This window comes from Pseudomonas alloputida, assembly GCF_021283545.2.
Lineage (GTDB): Bacteria > Pseudomonadota > Gammaproteobacteria > Pseudomonadales > Pseudomonadaceae > Aquipseudomonas > Aquipseudomonas alloputida.
This window is the reverse complement of record NZ_CP128540.1, coordinates 3,572,839-3,590,610: the sequence shown is the minus strand read 5'-3', so window position 1 is coordinate 3,590,610 and position 17,772 is coordinate 3,572,839. Positions and strand designations below refer to the sequence as shown.

The following is a 17,772-nucleotide window of genomic DNA, read 5'->3' as shown; positions in this document are numbered from 1 at the left end:
GTTTTTTTGGCTGGTGAAGGCAGGTCAGCGAGCGGGTGCCGCAGCACCGTCGAGGAAAAGCAGCTCCAGCGTTTGCACGGACGTCGCGCTGGCCGCCCGCCCGCGTCGTTCGGCATCGACGATGCCGTACACCATGCTCAGGAACATTTCGGTGAAGATCGCCGCGCTGATATCGATACGGAAAGCCCCCGCCTGCTGGCCGCGCAGGAAGAAGGCATCCAGGGCGTCGGCATAGGCCCGCCACGGGCGGTTCGTCTCGCTGTCGTCGAACGAGTCCGGGCGGTACTGGAAGAGCAGGAAGATCATCATCTCGCGATGCTTGAGGTGCTCGACGATGAGGCGATGCAGGGCTGCGGTCGGGTCGCTGCCGTGCAGGTCAGCGTTGCCGATGACCTGCGTCAGGACCTGGTCCCCATAGCTTTCCAGCATGTTCACCAGGTTGTCACGGGTGCCACAGAAACGGTGCAGGGTCGCCTTGCTCACGCCCGCCGCCTCGGCCAGCTCCTTCAATGTGGCTCGGGGGTGGACGACGATCGCGTCGGCCAGCGCTTTGAGCAGGCGCTCATCGGTAGGGAGGTGCATCAGAAGATTCCACACTGCATATCGTGCGGGCATTGTGAATGAAAACGGCTCATAGGGCACCCATTTGAGCAAATAATGGCTCAATCAAGGCTCGCAGGTCGCAGCCCTGCAGGGGCTTGCCTGCGAGCGCCAGGCGCTGCCTCCCCCGGTATGCCAGGTCAGGGGAGGCGGCGAAGCTCAGGGCAGGGTGAAGAGCACTTTGACCTTGTCGTTGACGGCAGAGGTGTCGATATAGCCGATGGCATTGGCCTCGCTGCCCACCTTGGCGATCACCGCGGCGTCATCGTCCACGCTCTGCAGCGGTTGCCCCTTGCCCGTGAACACCAGGCCTGACCAGTACGACTTGAGCTGGGATTCGTTCTTGTTGGTCAGCGCGCTGTAGAATCGTTCCTTGGTGGGGTTCCAGCCTTTCTGGTCGAGGCCCTTGAGGCTGGTGTCCTTGCCCAGGAATATGTTGGCCACCTCGGCCTGGGACGGTGCGGCGCTGGCGCCGGCATTCATGATCACGGCCACCTCGGCACTGGCCAGGGTGCTGGCTGTGGCCAGGGTTGCGCCGAACATTGCGGTGAGGAGTGGTTTCATATGGGCGCTCCTTAGAAGACGAAATCGACGCCGACGCTGACAATGTCGCCGTCGTAGTTGCGCGAAGGAGTGCCGGCGGTACCGTTGCTGGCCGCGAAGACTGCATGGTCGAAGGTCTCCTGGGCGTTCTGCACGAAGGTGCCGCGGTAGCCGTTGCCGCGCGTGTCCACCCGCTTGTACTCGCCCTTGAGCACCAGGTTCGGCGCCAGGTTGTAGTTCATGCCGTAGGTCCAGGAGCTCTGGCGGCCAGCGTCTTCGTCGAGCTGAGCGTAGGTAAGGTGGAGCAGCGCGTCGCCAAAACGGCGCCCGCCCATGAGGTAGAAGGCATCGATGCTGCCTTGCTGGTCGCCTTCGGTGTTGTTGCTGGTCCACTCGTTCGAGGAGACCCAGGTGCCGTTGTCGTACTGGTAGCCGATGGACGCGAAACCGCCTTTCTTGCGGTTCAGGCTCAGGAAGTCGACCTGTGTAGGCGAGCCCCCTGGGGCGACGACCGAGGCGCTGAGGTTCGTGTCGATGTCCGCTTCGGCGTACCCGAGACGCAGCGTGCCGAAGTCATAGGTTTCCAGGCTGACGTTCGCCGCGAAGATCTTCTTGTAGTCGATGTCGTACAAGTCATCCATGGCGAACAAGTTGCGGTTGGCGGCCTGGCCGCCGGCCACCTGGAACGTCACGGAGCCGATGCCGGTGGTCACGGTGTAGAGGGCATCGGCACCTTCGTAGTTGCTCAGCTGGACCTGGCTGTAGACCTCATCCGGCAGCCGCAGCCAAGGGTGGGTGACACCGACGTCGAGGGTTTCGGAATACATGTAGATCGGCAGGCGCAGCCGCCCTACGCGCACCGTCAGGCCTTCGGTCGCTTTCCAGGAGAGGTAAGCCCACTCCAGGTTGCCTTTCCAGGTGTCCTGTTCCGGCTTGAGGGTGCCCTGCACGGTCACCCCCAGCGTGTCGGTGAGCCCATATTGGAGCTGGCCACCCAGCCGGGAGAGCTGGTCACCGCGCCAGGCGTCCGTTGTCTGCCCGCTGATGCCGAAACTGCGCCCTTTGTCCTCGCCCCCCAGGTGGGTGAGGCCGGCGGTGCCGAAGCCGTTGAATTGATAGTCTCCCTGGTCCAGGGCCATTGCTGGGGTGGTCGCGATAAGGCCTGCGATACCGAGTGCTCTAATGCCTTGCATGCTTCAACTGCTCTCGTGGTGGGGAAGGTTCAAATGCGAAACTGAGCGGTGGCGCTGCGAAGGTGGTTGCCCGTACCGACCAATTGCTCGCCGAGCCGTGCGGTGGCGTCGGCACCTTGGGTGGTGGCCTGGGTGTCCTGTTGCAGCCTCTCGGTGTCTTGCTGGATCGAACGGGAAAGGCCGATCTGCTCGTTGGTGAAACGGGCGATGCCGGCGTTTAACTCATCGATCTGGCGAACGGCCCCGGTAATCGCCTCCAGGGTCTGCGTGGCATGTTCAGAGCGCTGAATGCTTGACCTGGCCTTTTCGCCGTTCAGGTTCATCGCGTGCAAGACACTGCTGGCGCTGTTTTGCAGGCGCTGGATGATGTCTTGGATCTGCGCGGTGGAAGCGGTCGTTTTCTGGGCCAGGTTGCGCACCTCATCGGCGACCACGGCAAAGCCCCGCCCTTGCTCGCCAGCCCGTGCCGCTTCGATGGCGGCGTTCAGGGCGAGCAGGTTGGTCTGTTCGGCGATGCTGCGGATCACCGTCAGCACCGAGCCGACGTGCTGGGTTTCTGCTTCCAGTTGTTCCATGGCCTGCACCGAGCTGAGCACGCTGTTGCCCAGGTCGCCGATGCTCAAGGACAGGCTGTCGATGTTATGCCTGGCTTCGTTCGCTTGACGCGCCGCGGCGCTGGCTTGCTCGGAGGCCTGCTCGGAGCGCTGCGCCACTTCCTGAATGCTATTGGTCATGGTGTCTATGTCACGGCTGATGGACTCGGTGCGCTCTTGCTGTGAGCGCGCACTGTCCTCCGCGCCCTGGGTGAGCCGGTGCAGTTCGCGGGACATCTGCTCCAGGGGCGCTGCGGTTTCGATGACCTGGCGCAAGGTGCCTTGCAGGCTGTCCAGCAAACCGTTGAACAGGCCGATCATCTCGCCGATTTCGTCTGAGGAGTCGACCTGCACGCGGCGGGTCAGGTCGCCATCGCCGCTGGCAATGGTCTTGAGCGATCCGATGACGCCGCGGACATTGCTCATGACCTGACGAATCACCCAGGCCGCGCTGGCGCTGACCACCAGCAGCAGGCAAAAACTGAGCAGGTAGCCGACGCGCGTGGTGGTGGCGTTGTCGGCGCGGACTTGGGTCAAGCTGCTCTGGAAGTCGGCGTAGGCGTGGCTGCGAAACTGCTCGCCGAGCGCCTGGGCGTTCTTGAGGTCGCTGGCCATGCGATCAAAATGGGGGCGTAAATCATCGAACGCCGCCCCATCGAGCAGTTGCCCGGAGGAGGCGAACGCGTTATCGGCGTAGCGCTTGATCGCCGCCGACCAGGCTTGAATTTCCCGGTGTCGGTCGGCCCGTTCAGCGGTCAGCGGTTCCAGGTCGCGCAGCCGCGCATGGACGTCGGCCAGCACGTCGCTCGCTTCATCCAAGGTGTCCCGCTCGCCCGCTGCCACGGCGCTGTTGAGCAGGCCGGGCAGGCGGGAGAACTGGAAGATCACGTTGTCGGCAGCTTCCAGCGTTGGGTAGCGCTGTTTTTCGAGCGACACCAATCGGTTGTCGTTGTCGTCCAGTTGCACCGCGGTGTAGCCCACGAACAGCAACATGCCGAACAGGGCGATGGCAGGTGGCAGGAAGAGTTTCAAGGTGAGCGGAATGTTTTTGAACATGGGCTGTGCGGGCCTCGTCGGGACGAAGGGCAAATTGCAGGCAAGCAGGGCCGCAATAGCCGGTGCGCTTTTGGCAGGGCGTGCTATCGCGACACGTCGGACAAAGGGCTGTCCTTCGACAGCGTAAGTTGGCGTTACGTGATCATGGCGCCCCTCCGTGCCCCGTTGCGAATTGGCCGCCCGATTGCGTGGAGGGTCAGGCCGAGGCCAGGTTTGGAGAGGTGGAGGAAGGTGAGGTCGTCAATTTCAGGCAACCTGCGTCTTTGTGGAATAAGGATCCGGTAGCCCTGGCATGCCTGCTCGGACCGCGACAGCGCCTTGGTGCTAAAGCCCATTTTCGCTCCTGCCACTTGGTTGTGTTTTATTTGTTATATCAAGTGTTTTGTAAAATACAGGAGTTTTGCTTACATGCAAGACGCAATGGCGCCAGAGCCTGCAAAAAGCAGGGCAGGCGCTATCGGGGCCTGGTGCTTGGGTTGGATCGGCAAGGCGCGGGGCGGCAGTTGCGCGACGACGGAAGGCGGCGAAGACACGAGCGGTTTGGTGGGGGTGACGCCTTCCAGGGAAGGCGCCGGGTCTACCGGGAGGCGACTTAGGACTTGGCGGTTTTGGGTGGAGAAATCATGACAATGAAGGCGTCAATCAAGGCTTTCCCGCGCTCTGCGCTAACGGGTTCGGACTCGAAAGGCAGCATCATGAGCCAGCCATCACTGAACGCGGCAATGTGATCGGCCAACACATCGGCCGGCACATCTTCACGGATCTGGCCCTGGCGCTGGCCGGCCTCCAGCACCGAAGTGGCCACCTCGCGGAAGTTGGTATAGCGCTGCTTGATGACACTGGCGAACGCGGGCTGGTGCCGGGCATGGGTGAGCAGTTGCAGCCATGCAAGCCAGTTGCCTGGCTCGTCAAGGCTGATCCATTGGTGCCACTGCTCAATAAGCGACTTGATGTCGACCTGATCGAGGTCGATGTCCAGCAGTGCGTCGACTTTGTCGAACAGGGTCTGCGCAACGGCACTGACCATTTCTTCCTTGTTGGCGAAGTAGTAGGTCACCGCGCCTGTGGTGCACCCGGCGTGCTGCGCCACCTTGCGCATGGTGGCACCGGCATAGCCTTCTTGCGCGATCACCGCGATCGCCGCCGCCAGCAACTCGGACCTTTTGGCGTCGCGATCGCCAACCGGGCGCCCACGACGGGCAAGCGGTTCGGATTCGCTTTCATTGGCCTTGGCCTTGGCGTTGGGAGCAGTGCGGGGGTGTACTTCAGGCATAGGGGGGCGGTTTCATCGGTCAAACAATAGAAGCGGCAGTTTGCCACAGCACTGCCGACGCGCGCGATGTCAGTGGGGGGCGAGGCTCGTGCTTTTTACCCAGTCGGCGCTGACGAGGTCGACATCTTCCCAGCGCATTTTCACCAACTCTCCAGGGCGAACCGGCAGCATCACCAGCAGGCGCATCGCGATGCTTATACTGCTCGGGCTAAGTTCATCCAGGCGCAGCAAAAACTCCCCCAAATCGGCCGGTCGCTCGATCGCCGGATTACTGGTTACCACGTGGCGAACCTTGAGTTCCTCAGTGTTGCTCAGGGCTACGTTGCGCTCCACCCAGCCCCGCCCCTCGGCGAAACCGAGCACGGCACGAATGATGGTGCGTACGCGTTTGGCCATGGCCAGTGTGCGTGCGCGGCGCAAGGTGGCGATTATCTCGATGATGTGATCCAGCTTGATCTCGCTGACGGGGATACTTCCGATCGTGGGCAGGATGTGATTGTTCAACGCGCCGCGGAAGCCCGCGAGGGATTTGCTCACGAGGTCGTGCGATTTGATCTCAGTGGAAGCCTGTCACAAGCTATCGGGATCCCCAAAGAACATCTGTATCCGCGACCGCAGCCACCGCTCCGCCGGGTCATTGTCCTGTGCCCCGCGCCAGGCCATGTGCAGTTCGAAACTGCGCACGGGTATCGGCAGGTCCTCGGCCCGCAAGCCGCCGGCGGCCGTCAGTGCATCCGCCGTGTAGTCCGGTACCGTAGCCACGATATCGGTGCCTGCCAGCAAGCTCCCCAGCCCGTTGAACTGCGGTACCGCCAGCACCACGTGGCGCTTGCGGCCGATGTCTTCCAGGGCTTCGTCGATGAACCCGGACAAGTCCCCGGCAAACGACACCAGCGCATGGGGCCGGGCGCAGAAGTCATCCAGGGTGATGCTGCCGGGTACGCTGTCGGCGCGCAGCAGTTTCGGCATGCTGCGGCGCAGCACCTTGCGCTTGGCGTTGGCCGGCAGTTCGCTGGTGTAGCTGACCCCCACCGAAATCTCGCCCGAGGCCAGCAGGGTTGGCATCAGCAAGTAGTTGACCCGTCGCACCACCAGCACGATACCGGGCGCCTCGGCGCGAATGCGCTTGAGCAGTTGCGGCAGCAAGGCGAACTCGGCGTCGTCCGACAGGCCGATGCGGAACACCGCATTGCTGGTGGCCGGGTCGAATTCGGCGGCGCGGCTGACTGCAGTGGAAATCGAATCCAGTGCCGGTGACAGCAGGGCGAAGATCTCGTGGGCCCGTGCCGACGGTTCCATGCTGCGCCCTGTGCGCACGAACAACGGGTCATCGAACAGGTTGCGCAGGCGCGACAGCGCCGCGCTGATGGCCGGTTGGCCGAGAAACAGTTTTTCTGCGGCACGGGTCACGCTGCGCTCGTGCATCAGCGTTTCGAACACGATCAGCAGGTTGAGGTCTACACGACGCAGGTCGTTTCGATTCATCGGTGCGCTTCGCCTAATGTGGGGCAGAGGTGAATCTTAAGGCCAAAGGCTGTTACCCTGCACGGGTTTAGGGGGACCAATCGCAGGGAAAGTCAGGTGCCCAATCGATGACAAGCATGTCGACTATTAATGCCCACTGATGGTCTAACGGGCAAAGCCCGGATAGAGTCAGTGGTAATTAGAGGTTCACAAAGGCGAGGTATGCGATGTCCCGCATGATCCGTTTCCACAAGTTTGGCGCTGCCGACGTGCTCCGTTGCGAAGAGCAGGCCGAACCGTCACCCGCTGCCGACGAGGTGCAGATCCGCGTCGAAGCGGTTGGCGTCAGCTGGTATGACGTGCTGTGGCGCCAGAATCTGGCACCGTCCCAGGCGCGTCTGCCAGCGGGGATCGGTCACGAAATGGCAGGGGTGGTGACTGCGGTTGGTGAAGGGGTCGATGATATTGCCGTCGGTGACCGGGTCGCCAGCTTCCCGGCCACCAGTGCCAACGACCACCCGGTGTACGGCGATGTCATCGTACTGCCCCGTACAGCCATCACGCGCTACCCGAATGTGCTCACCCCGATCGAGGCCAGCGTGCACTACACCCCGCTGCTGATCGCCTATTTCGCCTACGTCGACCTGGCACGTGCCAAGGCCGGGCAGACAGCACTGGTCACCGATGCCAGCCATTGCGCCGGGCCTGCCTTCGTGCAGCTGGGCAGGGCCCTGGGGCTGAAAGTGTTCGCCGCCACCAAGGAAGCGGCGCAGCGTGACTACCTGCTGGGCTTGGGCGCAGACAAAGTGATCGTCACCGAAGAGCAAGACCTGCTGCTGCAGATTGGCAAGTACACCGATGGCCGTGGTGTGGACATGGTGCTCGACGGCATGGGCGGCCCGCAGATGTCACTGTTGGGTGATGTGCTGGCGCCGCGTGGCAGCCTGGTGCTGTACGGTCTGCAAGGCGGCAACCAGACGCCGTTCCCGGCTTGCGCGGCATTCCAGAAGAACATTCAGTTCTATGTGCACTGCATCGGTAATTTCACCGGCAAGCCAGAGCTTGGCATCAGCCAGGACCAGGTGGCGCTGCAGCGTGCCTTGCGCGATATCAACCAGTTCACGGCCGACCAGCTGCTGACACCGCAGATCATCAAGGTGTACCCGTTCGAGCAGGTGGTCGAGGCGCATCGTTACATGGACCAATGCCCGTGCGGCGGGCGCGTCGTGCTGGACATGGCGCAACACTGACGGTGGATGGCACAAGCGGCGAACCCGGGCAAGGTCCCGGGTTTTTTGTGCGCGGGATAAAGTGATTCAACACTTAAAGTAGGACTGTTCCTACAATAAATCACGATATGGACTACATATAAGTCCGTAGTTTTCGGGATGTCAGAAATATCCCGGCAAATAATCAGCCTTGAACGCTTTTGCCTTGCGAGTCACTGTGAACTGACACGGATGCTGAATGGTTTTTTTACCCTGAACTGTATCTTCAATTCGCGCTGCCTCCCTCTCGATAATGGCCCAATGATAGTTTGTGCAAGGAACGTGGGATGAGCATGGCTATGCCTGATATGGAGCAGTATGTGACAGCGACAGGCCATCGCAGGGGCGGTTTTTTCTCGATGGCTTGGCGACAGTGAAGGGTTACGTCATTACTTTCATTTTGTTGTAGGAAATTTCTTCTAGGTAAGTTTGGTGCATGTTCACGCTCAAATGTTGGGTGCATGCGCTGGCTGCATGAAGTTGATGAGGTGATTGCGTGACTGCTATTCACGACCAGGCGATGCATTATATCTACCAGCAAGTACTCGAGCGCTTGTTGAATCACATGTCCCAGGCGCAGCGCGCTTCCTTGCAGTTGCTGATACAACGCCTGTTGGTCGCTGCAGGTGGGCCGGAGTACATCGGTACTTTCAGCTTGCAGGTATTGCAAGGGAGCGACCGCCATAGCAGCCGGCTGCTGGCCATGTTGCGTGCCGCGCAACTGAGCATTGCCCTGCGTTCGCCGGTAACTTTCCAGCTGCGGGTATTGGTGGTCAGCCTGCCGGTTGCCGATAACGCCACGCTGGAAGCTCACGAGCGCAGTTTCAGTGCGTTGTTCATGCAGGATGACCCGCGGGTGCAATTGCAGATGATCGAGGGGCGCGCAGTGGTGCCGTTCAGTCGTCGGCTCTCGGTAATGCCTGAGCGCTGGCTGCTGGCGAGGGACGCGATGTTGATGTTCGGCCACATGATCGATGCCAGGCCGGAAGCCCTGCTGGGTTGCCGCCTGTACCTGGAGCTGGCGGGCGCCGTGGTTCAGGCGTTGCAGGCAGCGGTGCCTCCCGATGCGTTGGTCACCGCCATGCCCGGGCTCCAGCGGCGCCGATACCTGGCGTGGGCCCGGCGCAGCCTGCGCCTGGCCGGCGTGCATGCCCCGCATGCAGTGCACCAGTGCCTGGCGGCGCTGGCCCAAGGGCTGAGCCGATTGCACGGTGCTGTTGGGGGCGCACCGGGTGGTCAGCACGAGCCGGTTCCAGGCGCCGTACCGGAGCGTGCGCCGGTGCGGCTGATCGCTATTGATGACCTGTTGCCGCACTTGCTTGAAGAGCAGCAGCTTGACGCGATGCTGGGTTGTCACTTCGAGACGGCTGCGGATGCTTTGCCGCTGTCCGAATTCGTCGACTCGCTAGCCACGGCACAGCTGCATGAACTGCGCGCCCGCAGTCTGGAGCCGCTGGCCGGGCGCCCAGCGCTGAGGCTGGCAGGGCAGGCGGGTGGCAGCAAGCAGCGTGACGCCGTGCCGTTGCTATTTGGCAAAGCCTACGGCATCAACCAGGCCCAACTGGTGTGCCTGCTGTTCAGCCCGTTTGCCAGGCAGGGGAAAAACCTCGAGCGGTTCTTGCAGTGTCGGCACGCCGACATGGTGGTGGCGTTGCCGTACCTGCACAGGGCCTTGCAAGGCAAACCCTGCCCCGATGCAGTCAAAGCCTGGCTGGTGAATACCAGTGGCTTGCCGTTGGGGCAACTGCGGCAAATTTATGATGGGCAGTTGCCGTTGGCGGGATGGCGCCTGCTTAACAACCTGGCCCGCCGCGATGTACACCTGAGGCTGCTGCCACAGCTGGCGTTGGGGCGGCGGCGTGGTGTTGCGGGGCTGCCTTGATGGGGCGAGCGGCCCCAGGCGAGTTCGCGTATCGCAAGGTGTATCGCTACCTGGAAGCGTTGATCGAACAAGCTGCAGGCGTTGGCACATGCCGTTTGCCATCATTGCGTGAGCTGTCCCGGCGGCTGCGGGTGTCGTTGGCCACGGTCCAAAGTGCCTACAGCCTGCTGGAAGAGGAGGGCCGTGTACACTGCCTGCCGAGGTCGGGCTATTACGTACAGAACGGCGGCAAAGATCAGGCTGTGGCCTTGGCCCGGCAGCCTCCCTTGCCGACGCAGCCACTGTTGGAGCGCATGCTGCTTGGTCACGAACGGCGTTTGGCCCGTCAGCGTGATCGCAGCGTTGCGTCCTGGGAAGCGCTGGGTAGCGCCCGTTTGCGCAATGCCGTGGCTGAGCGATACACCCGCTGCTCCAACCAGTACTGGCATGCCGATGACGTCCATCTGGCCCCCGATGTGCTCGCGTTGCTGGAGACGCTGCTAGCGGCGCTGGCCCTTCAAGGTGGTACCGCATTGGTGCATTCGCCCTGTTGCTGGCAAGTGTTGCGCGCCCTGGCGCGTGCCGGCATGCGCGTGCTGGAGGCACCACTGGATGCCCGTGGCAACCCCGAGCTGCACGCGTTGGCCAAGCTGCTGGGTAGCGAGCCGGTAAGCCTGCTGGTCATGCCGTCTTGCCTGGGCATGCCACAAGGGCGGCTGGTTTCCCCGTATTACCAGCAGCAGCTTGGTCTTTTGCTTGGCCAGCACCCTGTATGGCTGCTGGAAAACGACCTGGACAGCGAGCTCTGTTACGACGGGCCGCCGAGCACACGCCTGCGTGACTGGATCGACCCGCGCTGGCTTCTGGTGATGGGCACGTTCGAGGCCGCAGTGGGGGCAGAGGCGCCGTATGCCTATTTACTGAGCCATGACACCGTGTTGGCCAAGGCATTCGCTGAACGGGCGTTTCGGCTTGCGCCGCTACGTTTACAGGCGCTTGCTCACATGCTCGGCAAAGGGGAAATCGAAACGCAGCTGGGCCAGCAACGCACAGACTTGCAAAGGCGTACGCAATACCTGGCGCATGTACTGCAATCGCAATTCGGCCAACGGGTGGTCTTCGACATACCGCAAGGTGGGCAGATGCTGTGGGTGAGCTTTTGCCAGCCGCTGGCGTGGGACGGTATTGCCGCAGCGTTGGCAGGTTCTGCACTGCACGCACTACCGGGTGAGCAGTTCGGCCTGCCGGGGCATTACCCTCAACACCTTGCGCTGATCTGGCTGGGTGGGCGCCCGGATGAACTGCAATTGGCGGTAAGGCGACTGGCGCAGGCGCTTGAGGTGCGCTGCGGGCGAAACACCCGCTTCACAAGTTGAAATCAAGACGCTTGCAGGTGCTGCCAAGTGCTGCGAGAGGGCCGACAGGTGAAATGACGGCCTGAAAACCTCAAGGCTCATTCGCAGCACAAAGAGCCACCTGCAGGCGGCGTAAATTGAGTTCTCCTCAGGGTTGCTCTTGCCCCTGACGCAAACGGGTACTGACCAGCGCCGCACATACCAGCAACGCGGCAATGATCCACAACCCGTTGCGGGTGCTGCCGGTGGTCTGCTCGATCAAGCCCATCACCGACGGCCCGACGAAACCGCCAAACAGACCGCAAGTGGTGACGAAGGCCAGGCCCGCCGCCAACGCGCTGCCGCTCAGTCGGCTGGAGGGGAAGACGAAGATGATCGACTGCACCACGAACAGCATCAGCGCGGTCAGGGAAAACCCGATCAGGCCGATGAACGAGTTGGTCAGCGATGCCAGCAGCAATCCGGCCGCCATGGTCAGCAGGCCAAGGAACAGCAGCGTGCGGCAGCGGCGCGGCGAGGTGGCCAGGCGTGGCAAGGTCGCTGCACCAATGGCTGCTGCAATCCACGGCACCGCTGTCAGCAGGCCGACCTGGAAGGGCGAAAGCGCAGCGTAGGTGCCGATAATGCCCGGCAGGAAGAAAATCACCGTGTAGATGGTGATCTGGTGCACGAAGTAGACCGCGATTGCCAGCCAGATCTGCCGGTCGCGGAACATCTGCCCCAGCTTGCTCTGCTGCGGTGCGGCGGCCTGCTCTGCGGCCAGGCGGCGCTCGATGTCCTGGGCGTCGGCAGCCGTCAGCCAAGGCGCCGAGGCCGGACCGTCCGGCAGCTTCTTCCACACCACATAGGCCAAGGCTACGGCGGGCAGGCCTTCGAGCACGAACAACCATTGCCAGCCATGCCAGCCCAGTACACCATCCAGCTCCAGCAGGGCACCGCCCAGCGGGCCGCTAAGGATGTTGGCCACGCACACACCCAGCAGGAAGTACCCCGTGGCACGGGCGCGTTGTTCGCGGTCGAACCAGTAGGTCAGGTACAGCATTACCCCGGGGAACAGGCCAGCTTCGGCTACCCCCAGCAACAGGCGCATGATGTAGAACGAGGTTTCACCCTGAACGAAGGCCATGCCTGCCGAGAGCAAACCCCAGGTAATCATGATACGGGTGATCCAGAAGCGCGCGCCCACCCGGTGCATGATCAGGTTGCTGGGCACTTCGGCCAAGGCATAGGTGAGGAAGAACAAGCCCGCGCCCAGGCCATAGGCTGCTGCCGAAAGGCCCAGGTCGATGCCCATGCTGGCTTTCGCCAGGGCGATGTTGGTGCGGTCAAGAAAGCTCATCACGTAGACGACGATGAGCAGTGGCATCAATTTGCGTAGCAGCAGGCCGTTCAAGCGCTGCTCATGGGTGGTGGCAGGGGCGCAAGCCGCTGCGCGGGTGAGGGTTGTCATTGTTTTTTTCCCCGTGAAAAGTGCTGGTGGTGTGCCGCGCAGCAGCGGCACACTCAGGTCTGTGGGTCAGGAACGGTTGATGTCGAGCCACACGGCGCCGTTGGGGTACTGGTAACGTTCCAGGGTCTCAGCGTGCATCTCGATGCTGTAGCCAGGGCGTTGTGGCGGCATGTAGCGCCCGCGATGGATCACCACCGGGTCGATGAAGTGCTCGTGCAGGTGGTCGACGTACTCCAGCACCCGGTTGTGCAGCGAGGCAGAAACCGCGATGTAGTCGAAAAGCGCGATGTTCTGCACATATTCGCACAGCCCGACGCCACCGCCGTGCGGGCAGACCGGCACGTCGTACTTGGCGGCCATCAGCAGCACGATCAGGACCTCGTTCAGGCCACCCAGGCGGGCTGCGTCCAGCTGGCAGAAGTCCAGTGCACCGGCCTGGAACATCTGCTTGAACATCACCCGGTTGTGGCAATGCTCACCGGTGGCGACACCGATTGGCGCAATGCGCTGGCGAATGGTGGCGTGGCCAAGAATGTCATCGGGGCTGGTCGGTTCTTCGATCCAAAGCGGTTCGAATGCGGCCAGGCGGCGCATGTTGGCCACCGACTCTTCGACGCCCCACACTTGGTTGGCATCCATCATCAGGGTGCGTTCCCAGCCGATTTCGTCGCGCAGGATGCTGGCGCGGCGGATGTCTTCTTCCAGGTCGGCCCCGATCTTCTGTTTGATGTGGGTCCAGCCGTCTGCCACGGCCTCGCGGGCCAGTTTGCGCATTTTCTCTTCGCTGTAGCCCAGCCAGCCCGGGGCAGTGGTGTACCCGGGGTAGCCTTCACGCAGCATGTGTGCCTCGCGCTCGGCTTTGCCCGGCGCCTGGCGGCGCAGCAGGGCGATGGCCTCTTCGGGGGTGAGCACGTCGGTGACGTAGCTGAAGTCCAGGCAGCGCACCAGCTGCTCCGGCGTCATGTCGGCCAGCAGTTTCCACACGGGCTTGCCTTCGTGCTTGGCCCACAGGTCCCACACTGCGTTGATGATGGCGGCGGTGGCCAGGTGGATCACGCCCTTTTCCGGGCCCAGCCAGCGCAACTGGCTGTCGCTGACGGTAAAGCGATGCCAGAAAGCGCCCATGTCGGCGCTGATTTCTTCGAGCGTAAGGCCGACGATCAAGGGGGCCAGCGACTGCACCGCTGCTGCGCATATTTCGTTGCCACGGCCGATGGTGAAGGTCAGGCCGTGGCCTTCGAGGGCGGCAGCGTCGGTGTGCAGCACCACGTAGGCCGCCGAATAGTCGGGGGCACTGTTCATGGCGTCGGAGCCATCCAGCGACAGCGAAGTGGGGAAACGGATATCGCGAACGCTCAGGTGGGTAATGCGTATGCTCATGGTCGACTCTTGTTCTGTTCAGGCACAGGGAGACCTGACTGTAGGTTGTCGAGCGATACAGGCATAATCGCCAAATCTTAATCAGTGATACCGGATTCGATATGTCTCGCTTGCCACCTGACAAGGCTCAGGCGCCTGCCAGCCTCGGTGCCTTGAAGATTTCCAGCCGTCAGATCACGTTGCTCAATGCGCTGGGCGAATTCGGCAACCTGCGCCGCGCCGCCGCCGCGATGCACACCACGCAACCGGCCGCCAGCCTGTTGCTACAGCAGCTTGAGGAGCGCCTGGGGGTACGTCTGTTCGAGCGCCTGCCCCGGGGGATGCAAGCGACGCTGTATGGCGAGGTGATGATTCGCTATGCGCAAAACGCATTGCATGAGTTCGATCATGCCCAGGCGCAAATCGCCGAACTGGCGCGCGGAGCCTTGGGCCTGGTGCGGGTGGGCAGCGTCATGGGCCCGGTACCAGGCGTGCTGACCAAGGCGGTGCTGGCCTACAAGCGCGACCAGCCCAAGGTGCGTATCTCGCTGGAGGTGGGCACCAGCGACACCTTGCTGCCGGCCTTGCTACGCGGTGATTTCGATATGGTGGTGGGGCGCCTGCCGGACCAGAGTGACAGCCAGGAACTGAATATCGAGCTGTTCGACGGCGGTGAGCAGATGCGCATAATTGCTCGCGCAGGTCATCCCTTGGCGACAGCCACAGGGCTGCAGTTGGCCGACCTGGTGAGCTTGACGTGGATCTTGCACCCCATCGGCAGCCCGATGCGCCGTCGCGTCGAAAGCGCATTGCAGGCCGGCGGCATGGTGCAGTCGCTGGATATCGTCGAAACCGCTTCGATCCTGGCGACCACTGCCATGCTCGAAGCGTCCGAAATGATTGCGGTGGTGCCCAATGACGTGGCCCAGCATTATGCCCGCTATGGCATGGTCGCCGTCCTGCCGGTGGAGTTGCCACTGGCGATGGCCAACCTCGGCGTGCTGACCCTGCGCTCGCGGCCCAACTCGGTTGCCCTTGATACCTTGCTGCGTTACCTGCGGGCACAATAACTTTCACCTGCATGAGGCCCTGCGTCTATGCCGCCGGACATGACCCATTCCAGCTTTTGCAACTGGATCCGCTACAAGCACCTGGTGTTGATCGACACGCTAGCGCGCACGCGCAACATGCACGCCACCGCCACGCGCATGAACCTCAGCCAGCCGGCGCTCAGCAAAATGCTGCGTGACCTTGAGGAGCAGTTCGGCTTTGCCCTGTTCGAGCGCCTGCCGCGCAGCATGCCACCCACCGAGTTGGGTGAATACGTGGTGCGGTACGCCCAGGGTGCCCTGGCCGAGTCGCAACAGTTCGTCGACCAGGTCAACCGCCTGCGCAACGGCGGGCACGGTTTCATCCGCGTTGGCGGGATCTTTGCCGCGACCGCATTGGTATTGCCGCAGGCCATCGCCGCCATCAAGGCGCGAAGCCCGTTACTGTCGATTGAAGTGGTGGAGCATTCCAGCGATCACCTGCTGACCATGCTCGAGCAGAACAAGCTGGACATCATGATTGGCCGCTTCACCGAGGAACGCTTCGGTCAGCTGTTCGACTTCCAGCCGCTGGAGCCCGAACCCTTCAGCCTGGTGGTGAACAGCGAGCACCCGCTCAACCAGCTCGATAACACACCGCTTGAAGCGCTAGGCGATTGGCCGTGGGTGCTGTACCCGGTGGGTACGCCCATCCGCAACCGCCTGGAGCAGGCGTTCCGGGTGGCCGGAATCGCCACGCCTGCCGACTGCGTGGAGACCATCTCCATGCCGATGTTCCTGCAGTTGCTGCAATCGGCACCGATGATTGCCATGCTGCCGCGCTCGATGGTGGCCGCGCAGTTGGCCAGCGGGCAGTTCAAGGAGCTGCGCAGCCCTTTGCAGGTGCCCGCGCTGGAGTATGGTGTGGTCACCCGCAAGGATGAACCGCTCAGCGCCTCCGCCAGGGCGTTTGTCGAGATTCTGCTGGAGGGCGCGCAACGCCGGCGGCAATCTTCGGAAGACACTGCGTTCTGCCCCTAGCCGATTGAAGATCACGTACCGAAATACCCTTTCGATAACTTCAGGTTATCGCTCGATCGGATCATCTCATTGGGAATGCGGCACCAGGCTTCTTACAGTGGCTACAGCCATAACAAGAAGTCAGCCGCTCCGCCCTGAGAGGTCCCATGCAACTGATTGCCAAATCCGGTGACCCCGCCGTCATCCGCCTCAACCCTTTGGACAACGTCGTCATCGCCCGCCAGGCCCTGCTGCCAGGCGTGCGCCTGGATGCCGAGGCGATTACCGTGCGCCAGCCCATCCCTTCAGGCCACAAGCTCGCCACCGAGCCTGTGGCGCAAGGCCAGCCGTTGCGCCGTTACGGGCAGATCATCGGATTTGCGTCCCAGGCGATCGACGCTGGCGACCATGTGCATGTGCACAACGTGCAGATGGGCGATTTTGCCCGCGACTATGCGTTTGGTGTCGATACCCGCAGCCTGCCAGGCAGCGCCGCGCAGTTCCAGGGCATCGTGCGCGCCGATGGCCGTGTCGCCACCCGCAACTACATCGGCATTCTCACCTCGGTGAACTGTTCGGCGACCGTGGCCCGGGCCGTGGCCGACCATTTCCGCCGTGACATTCACCCCGAGGTGCTGGCCGACTACCCGAATGTCGACGGTGTGGTCGCCCTGACCCACAGTGCCGGTTGCGCAGTCGACCCGAGCGGTGAAGCCCTGGGCCTGTTGCGCCGCACCCTGGCCGGGTACGCCGTCCACCCCAACTTCGCTGCCGTGCTGATCATCGGCCTGGGCTGCGAAACCAACCAGATCGAAACCCTGCTGGAAACCCAGGGCCTGCAGGCGAGTGCGCAACTGCGCGCCTTTACCATCCAAGGGATCGGGGGCACTTCGAAAACCATCGCTGCCGGTATCGCCCAGGTCAAGGCGCTGTTGGCCGAGGCCAATCAGGTACGGCGCCAGCCGGTCAGTGCCCGCCACCTGGTGGTCGGCCTGCAGTGCGGCGGCTCAGATGGCTATTCGGGGATCACCGCCAACCCGGCACTGGGCAATGCCGTTGACCGCCTGGTGGCCGCCGGTGGTACCGCCATTCTCTCCGAAACCCCGGAAATCTATGGTGCCGAGCACTTGCTCACGCGCCGCGCGGTAAGCCGTGAGGTGGGGGAGAAGCTGGTGGCGCGCATTCGCTGGTGGGAAGACTACTGCCAGCGTATGAACGCCGAATTGAACAACAACCCCTCGGCCGGCAACAAGGCAGGGGGGCTGACCACTATCCTCGAGAAATCCCTGGGCGCAGTGGCCAAGGCAGGCTCCAGCAACCTGGTCGATGTGTATCAGTACGCGCAAGCCGTGCGTGCCCAGGGCCTGGTGTTCATGGACACCCCCGGCTACGACCCGGTCTCGGCCACCGGTCAGGTGGCCGGCGGGGCCAACCTGATCGCCTTCACCACCGGCCGCGGCTCGGCCTACGGCTGTGCCCCGGCGCCATCGATCAAGCTGGCAACCAACAACCGGGTGTTCGAGCACCAGCAAGAGGACATGGACGTCAATTGCGGCGGCATCGCCGATGGCTCCACCAGCATCGAGGAGCGCGGCGCATTCATCTTCGAGCAGATGCTGCGCATTGCCTCCGGGGAACGCAGCAAGAGCGAACAGCACGGCTACGGGCAAAACGAGTTCGTCCCGTGGCAGATCGGCGCCGTGACCTGA

14 protein-coding genes and 1 pseudogene are annotated in these 17,772 nt (G+C 62.7%); 6 read left to right on the top strand and 9 right to left on the bottom strand.

Features of this window, described 5'->3' with window-relative positions; translation table 11 throughout:
• Window positions 1–24 precede the first annotated feature (24 nt).
• The 7 genes and pseudogenes from LU682_RS16530 to LU682_RS16500 all read right to left on the bottom strand — a co-directional run bounded on the left by LU682_RS16530 (window position 25) and on the right by LU682_RS16500 (window position 6,743).
• Window positions 25–582 (bottom strand): TetR/AcrR family transcriptional regulator, encoded by a 558-nt coding sequence (locus LU682_RS16530; protein WP_010953729.1) that lies wholly within the window; start codon window positions 580–582, stop codon window positions 25–27.
• A gap of 177 nt (window positions 583–759) precedes the next feature.
• A complete protein-coding gene (locus LU682_RS16525) occupies window positions 760–1,164 on the bottom strand; it encodes a hypothetical protein (protein WP_010953730.1) in 405 nt (134 codons plus the stop codon).
• An 11-nt stretch (window positions 1,165–1,175) separates the two neighbouring features.
• Window positions 1,176–2,336, bottom strand: a complete 1,161-nt coding sequence (locus LU682_RS16520) for a hypothetical protein (RefSeq protein ID WP_061405631.1) — start codon at window positions 2,334–2,336, stop codon at window positions 1,176–1,178.
• A gap of 29 nt (window positions 2,337–2,365) precedes the next feature.
• On the bottom strand, window positions 2,366–3,985 hold the full coding sequence (locus LU682_RS16515; RefSeq protein WP_020191871.1) for a methyl-accepting chemotaxis protein: 1,620 nt from the start codon (window positions 3,983–3,985) through the stop codon (window positions 2,366–2,368).
• 592 nt (window positions 3,986–4,577) lie between these two features.
• Window positions 4,578–5,258 (bottom strand): TetR/AcrR family transcriptional regulator, encoded by a 681-nt coding sequence (locus LU682_RS16510; RefSeq protein WP_010953733.1) that lies wholly within the window; start codon window positions 5,256–5,258, stop codon window positions 4,578–4,580.
• A gap of 99 nt (window positions 5,259–5,357) precedes the next feature.
• Window positions 5,358–5,810: pseudogene (locus tag LU682_RS16505) on the bottom strand (tyrosine-type recombinase/integrase); the annotation flags it as partial.
• A gap of 18 nt (window positions 5,811–5,828) precedes the next feature.
• Window positions 5,829–6,743 (bottom strand): LysR family transcriptional regulator, encoded by a 915-nt coding sequence (locus LU682_RS16500; protein WP_010953735.1) that lies wholly within the window; start codon window positions 6,741–6,743, stop codon window positions 5,829–5,831.
• A 206-nt stretch (window positions 6,744–6,949) separates the two neighbouring features.
• Here LU682_RS16500 and LU682_RS16495 point away from each other — a divergent pair, with 206 nt between their 5' ends.
• The 3 genes from LU682_RS16495 (at window position 6,950) to LU682_RS16485 (ending at window position 11,227) form a co-directional block, all read left to right on the top strand.
• Complete coding sequence (locus LU682_RS16495) at window positions 6,950–7,972, top strand: zinc-dependent alcohol dehydrogenase family protein (RefSeq protein WP_010953736.1); 1,023 nt, start codon at window positions 6,950–6,952, stop codon at window positions 7,970–7,972.
• A gap of 514 nt (window positions 7,973–8,486) precedes the next feature.
• Window positions 8,487–9,872, top strand: a complete 1,386-nt coding sequence (locus LU682_RS16490) for a hypothetical protein (protein WP_010953737.1) — start codon at window positions 8,487–8,489, stop codon at window positions 9,870–9,872.
• Window positions 9,872–11,227, top strand: a complete 1,356-nt coding sequence (locus LU682_RS16485) for a GntR family transcriptional regulator (protein ID WP_060488910.1) — start codon at window positions 9,872–9,874, stop codon at window positions 11,225–11,227. The genes LU682_RS16490 and LU682_RS16485 overlap by 1 nt, the downstream gene beginning before the upstream one ends.
• Before the next feature lie 127 nt (window positions 11,228–11,354).
• Here the strand turns inward: LU682_RS16485 and LU682_RS16480 are convergent, their stop codons facing one another.
• Window positions 11,355–12,656 (bottom strand): MFS transporter, encoded by a 1,302-nt coding sequence (locus tag LU682_RS16480; RefSeq protein ID WP_049586186.1) that lies wholly within the window; start codon window positions 12,654–12,656, stop codon window positions 11,355–11,357.
• 66 nt (window positions 12,657–12,722) lie between these two features.
• Complete coding sequence (locus tag LU682_RS16475) at window positions 12,723–14,036, bottom strand: L-fuconate dehydratase (protein ID WP_049586184.1); 1,314 nt, start codon at window positions 14,034–14,036, stop codon at window positions 12,723–12,725.
• A 101-nt stretch (window positions 14,037–14,137) separates the two neighbouring features.
• On the opposite strand from LU682_RS16475, the gene LU682_RS16470 reads away from it, so the two are divergent.
• The 3 genes from LU682_RS16470 to LU682_RS16460 all read left to right on the top strand — a co-directional run bounded on the left by LU682_RS16470 (window position 14,138) and on the right by LU682_RS16460 (window position 17,772).
• On the top strand, window positions 14,138–15,085 hold the full coding sequence (locus LU682_RS16470; protein ID WP_010953741.1) for a LysR family transcriptional regulator: 948 nt from the start codon (window positions 14,138–14,140) through the stop codon (window positions 15,083–15,085).
• Between the two features lie 27 nt (window positions 15,086–15,112).
• Window positions 15,113–16,084: a LysR family transcriptional regulator gene (locus LU682_RS16465; protein WP_010953742.1), complete on the top strand. Its 972-nt coding sequence runs from the start codon at window positions 15,113–15,115 to the stop codon at window positions 16,082–16,084.
• 146 nt (window positions 16,085–16,230) lie between these two features.
• A complete protein-coding gene (locus tag LU682_RS16460; protein ID WP_060488914.1) occupies window positions 16,231–17,772 on the top strand; it encodes a UxaA family hydrolase in 1,542 nt (513 codons plus the stop codon).

Excerpts from the sequence above, each read along its gene's own strand:
- LU682_RS16530 (WP_010953729.1), bottom strand. The coding sequence starts at position 582 with ATGCACCTCCCTACCGATGAGCGCCTGCTCAAAGCGCTGGCCGACGCG.
- LU682_RS16525 (WP_010953730.1), bottom strand. The coding sequence starts at position 1,164 with ATGAAACCACTCCTCACCGCAATGTTCGGCGCAACCCTGGCCACAGCC.
- LU682_RS16520 (WP_061405631.1), bottom strand. The coding sequence starts at position 2,336 with ATGCAAGGCATTAGAGCACTCGGTATCGCAGGCCTTATCGCGACCACC.
- LU682_RS16515 (WP_020191871.1), bottom strand. The coding sequence starts at position 3,985 with ATGTTCAAAAACATTCCGCTCACCTTGAAACTCTTCCTGCCACCTGCC.
- LU682_RS16510 (WP_010953733.1), bottom strand. The coding sequence starts at position 5,258 with ATGCCTGAAGTACACCCCCGCACTGCTCCCAACGCCAAGGCCAAGGCC.
- LU682_RS16500 (WP_010953735.1), bottom strand. The coding sequence starts at position 6,743 with ATGAATCGAAACGACCTGCGTCGTGTAGACCTCAACCTGCTGATCGTG.
- LU682_RS16495 (WP_010953736.1), top strand. The coding sequence starts at position 6,950 with ATGTCCCGCATGATCCGTTTCCACAAGTTTGGCGCTGCCGACGTGCTC.
- LU682_RS16485 (WP_060488910.1), top strand. The coding sequence starts at position 9,872 with ATGGGGCGAGCGGCCCCAGGCGAGTTCGCGTATCGCAAGGTGTATCGC.
- LU682_RS16480 (WP_049586186.1), bottom strand. The coding sequence starts at position 12,656 with ATGACAACCCTCACCCGCGCAGCGGCTTGCGCCCCTGCCACCACCCAT.
- LU682_RS16475 (WP_049586184.1), bottom strand. The coding sequence starts at position 14,036 with ATGAGCATACGCATTACCCACCTGAGCGTTCGCGATATCCGTTTCCCC.
- LU682_RS16470 (WP_010953741.1), top strand. The coding sequence starts at position 14,138 with ATGTCTCGCTTGCCACCTGACAAGGCTCAGGCGCCTGCCAGCCTCGGT.
- LU682_RS16465 (WP_010953742.1), top strand. The coding sequence starts at position 15,113 with ATGCCGCCGGACATGACCCATTCCAGCTTTTGCAACTGGATCCGCTAC.
- LU682_RS16460 (WP_060488914.1), top strand. The coding sequence starts at position 16,231 with ATGCAACTGATTGCCAAATCCGGTGACCCCGCCGTCATCCGCCTCAAC.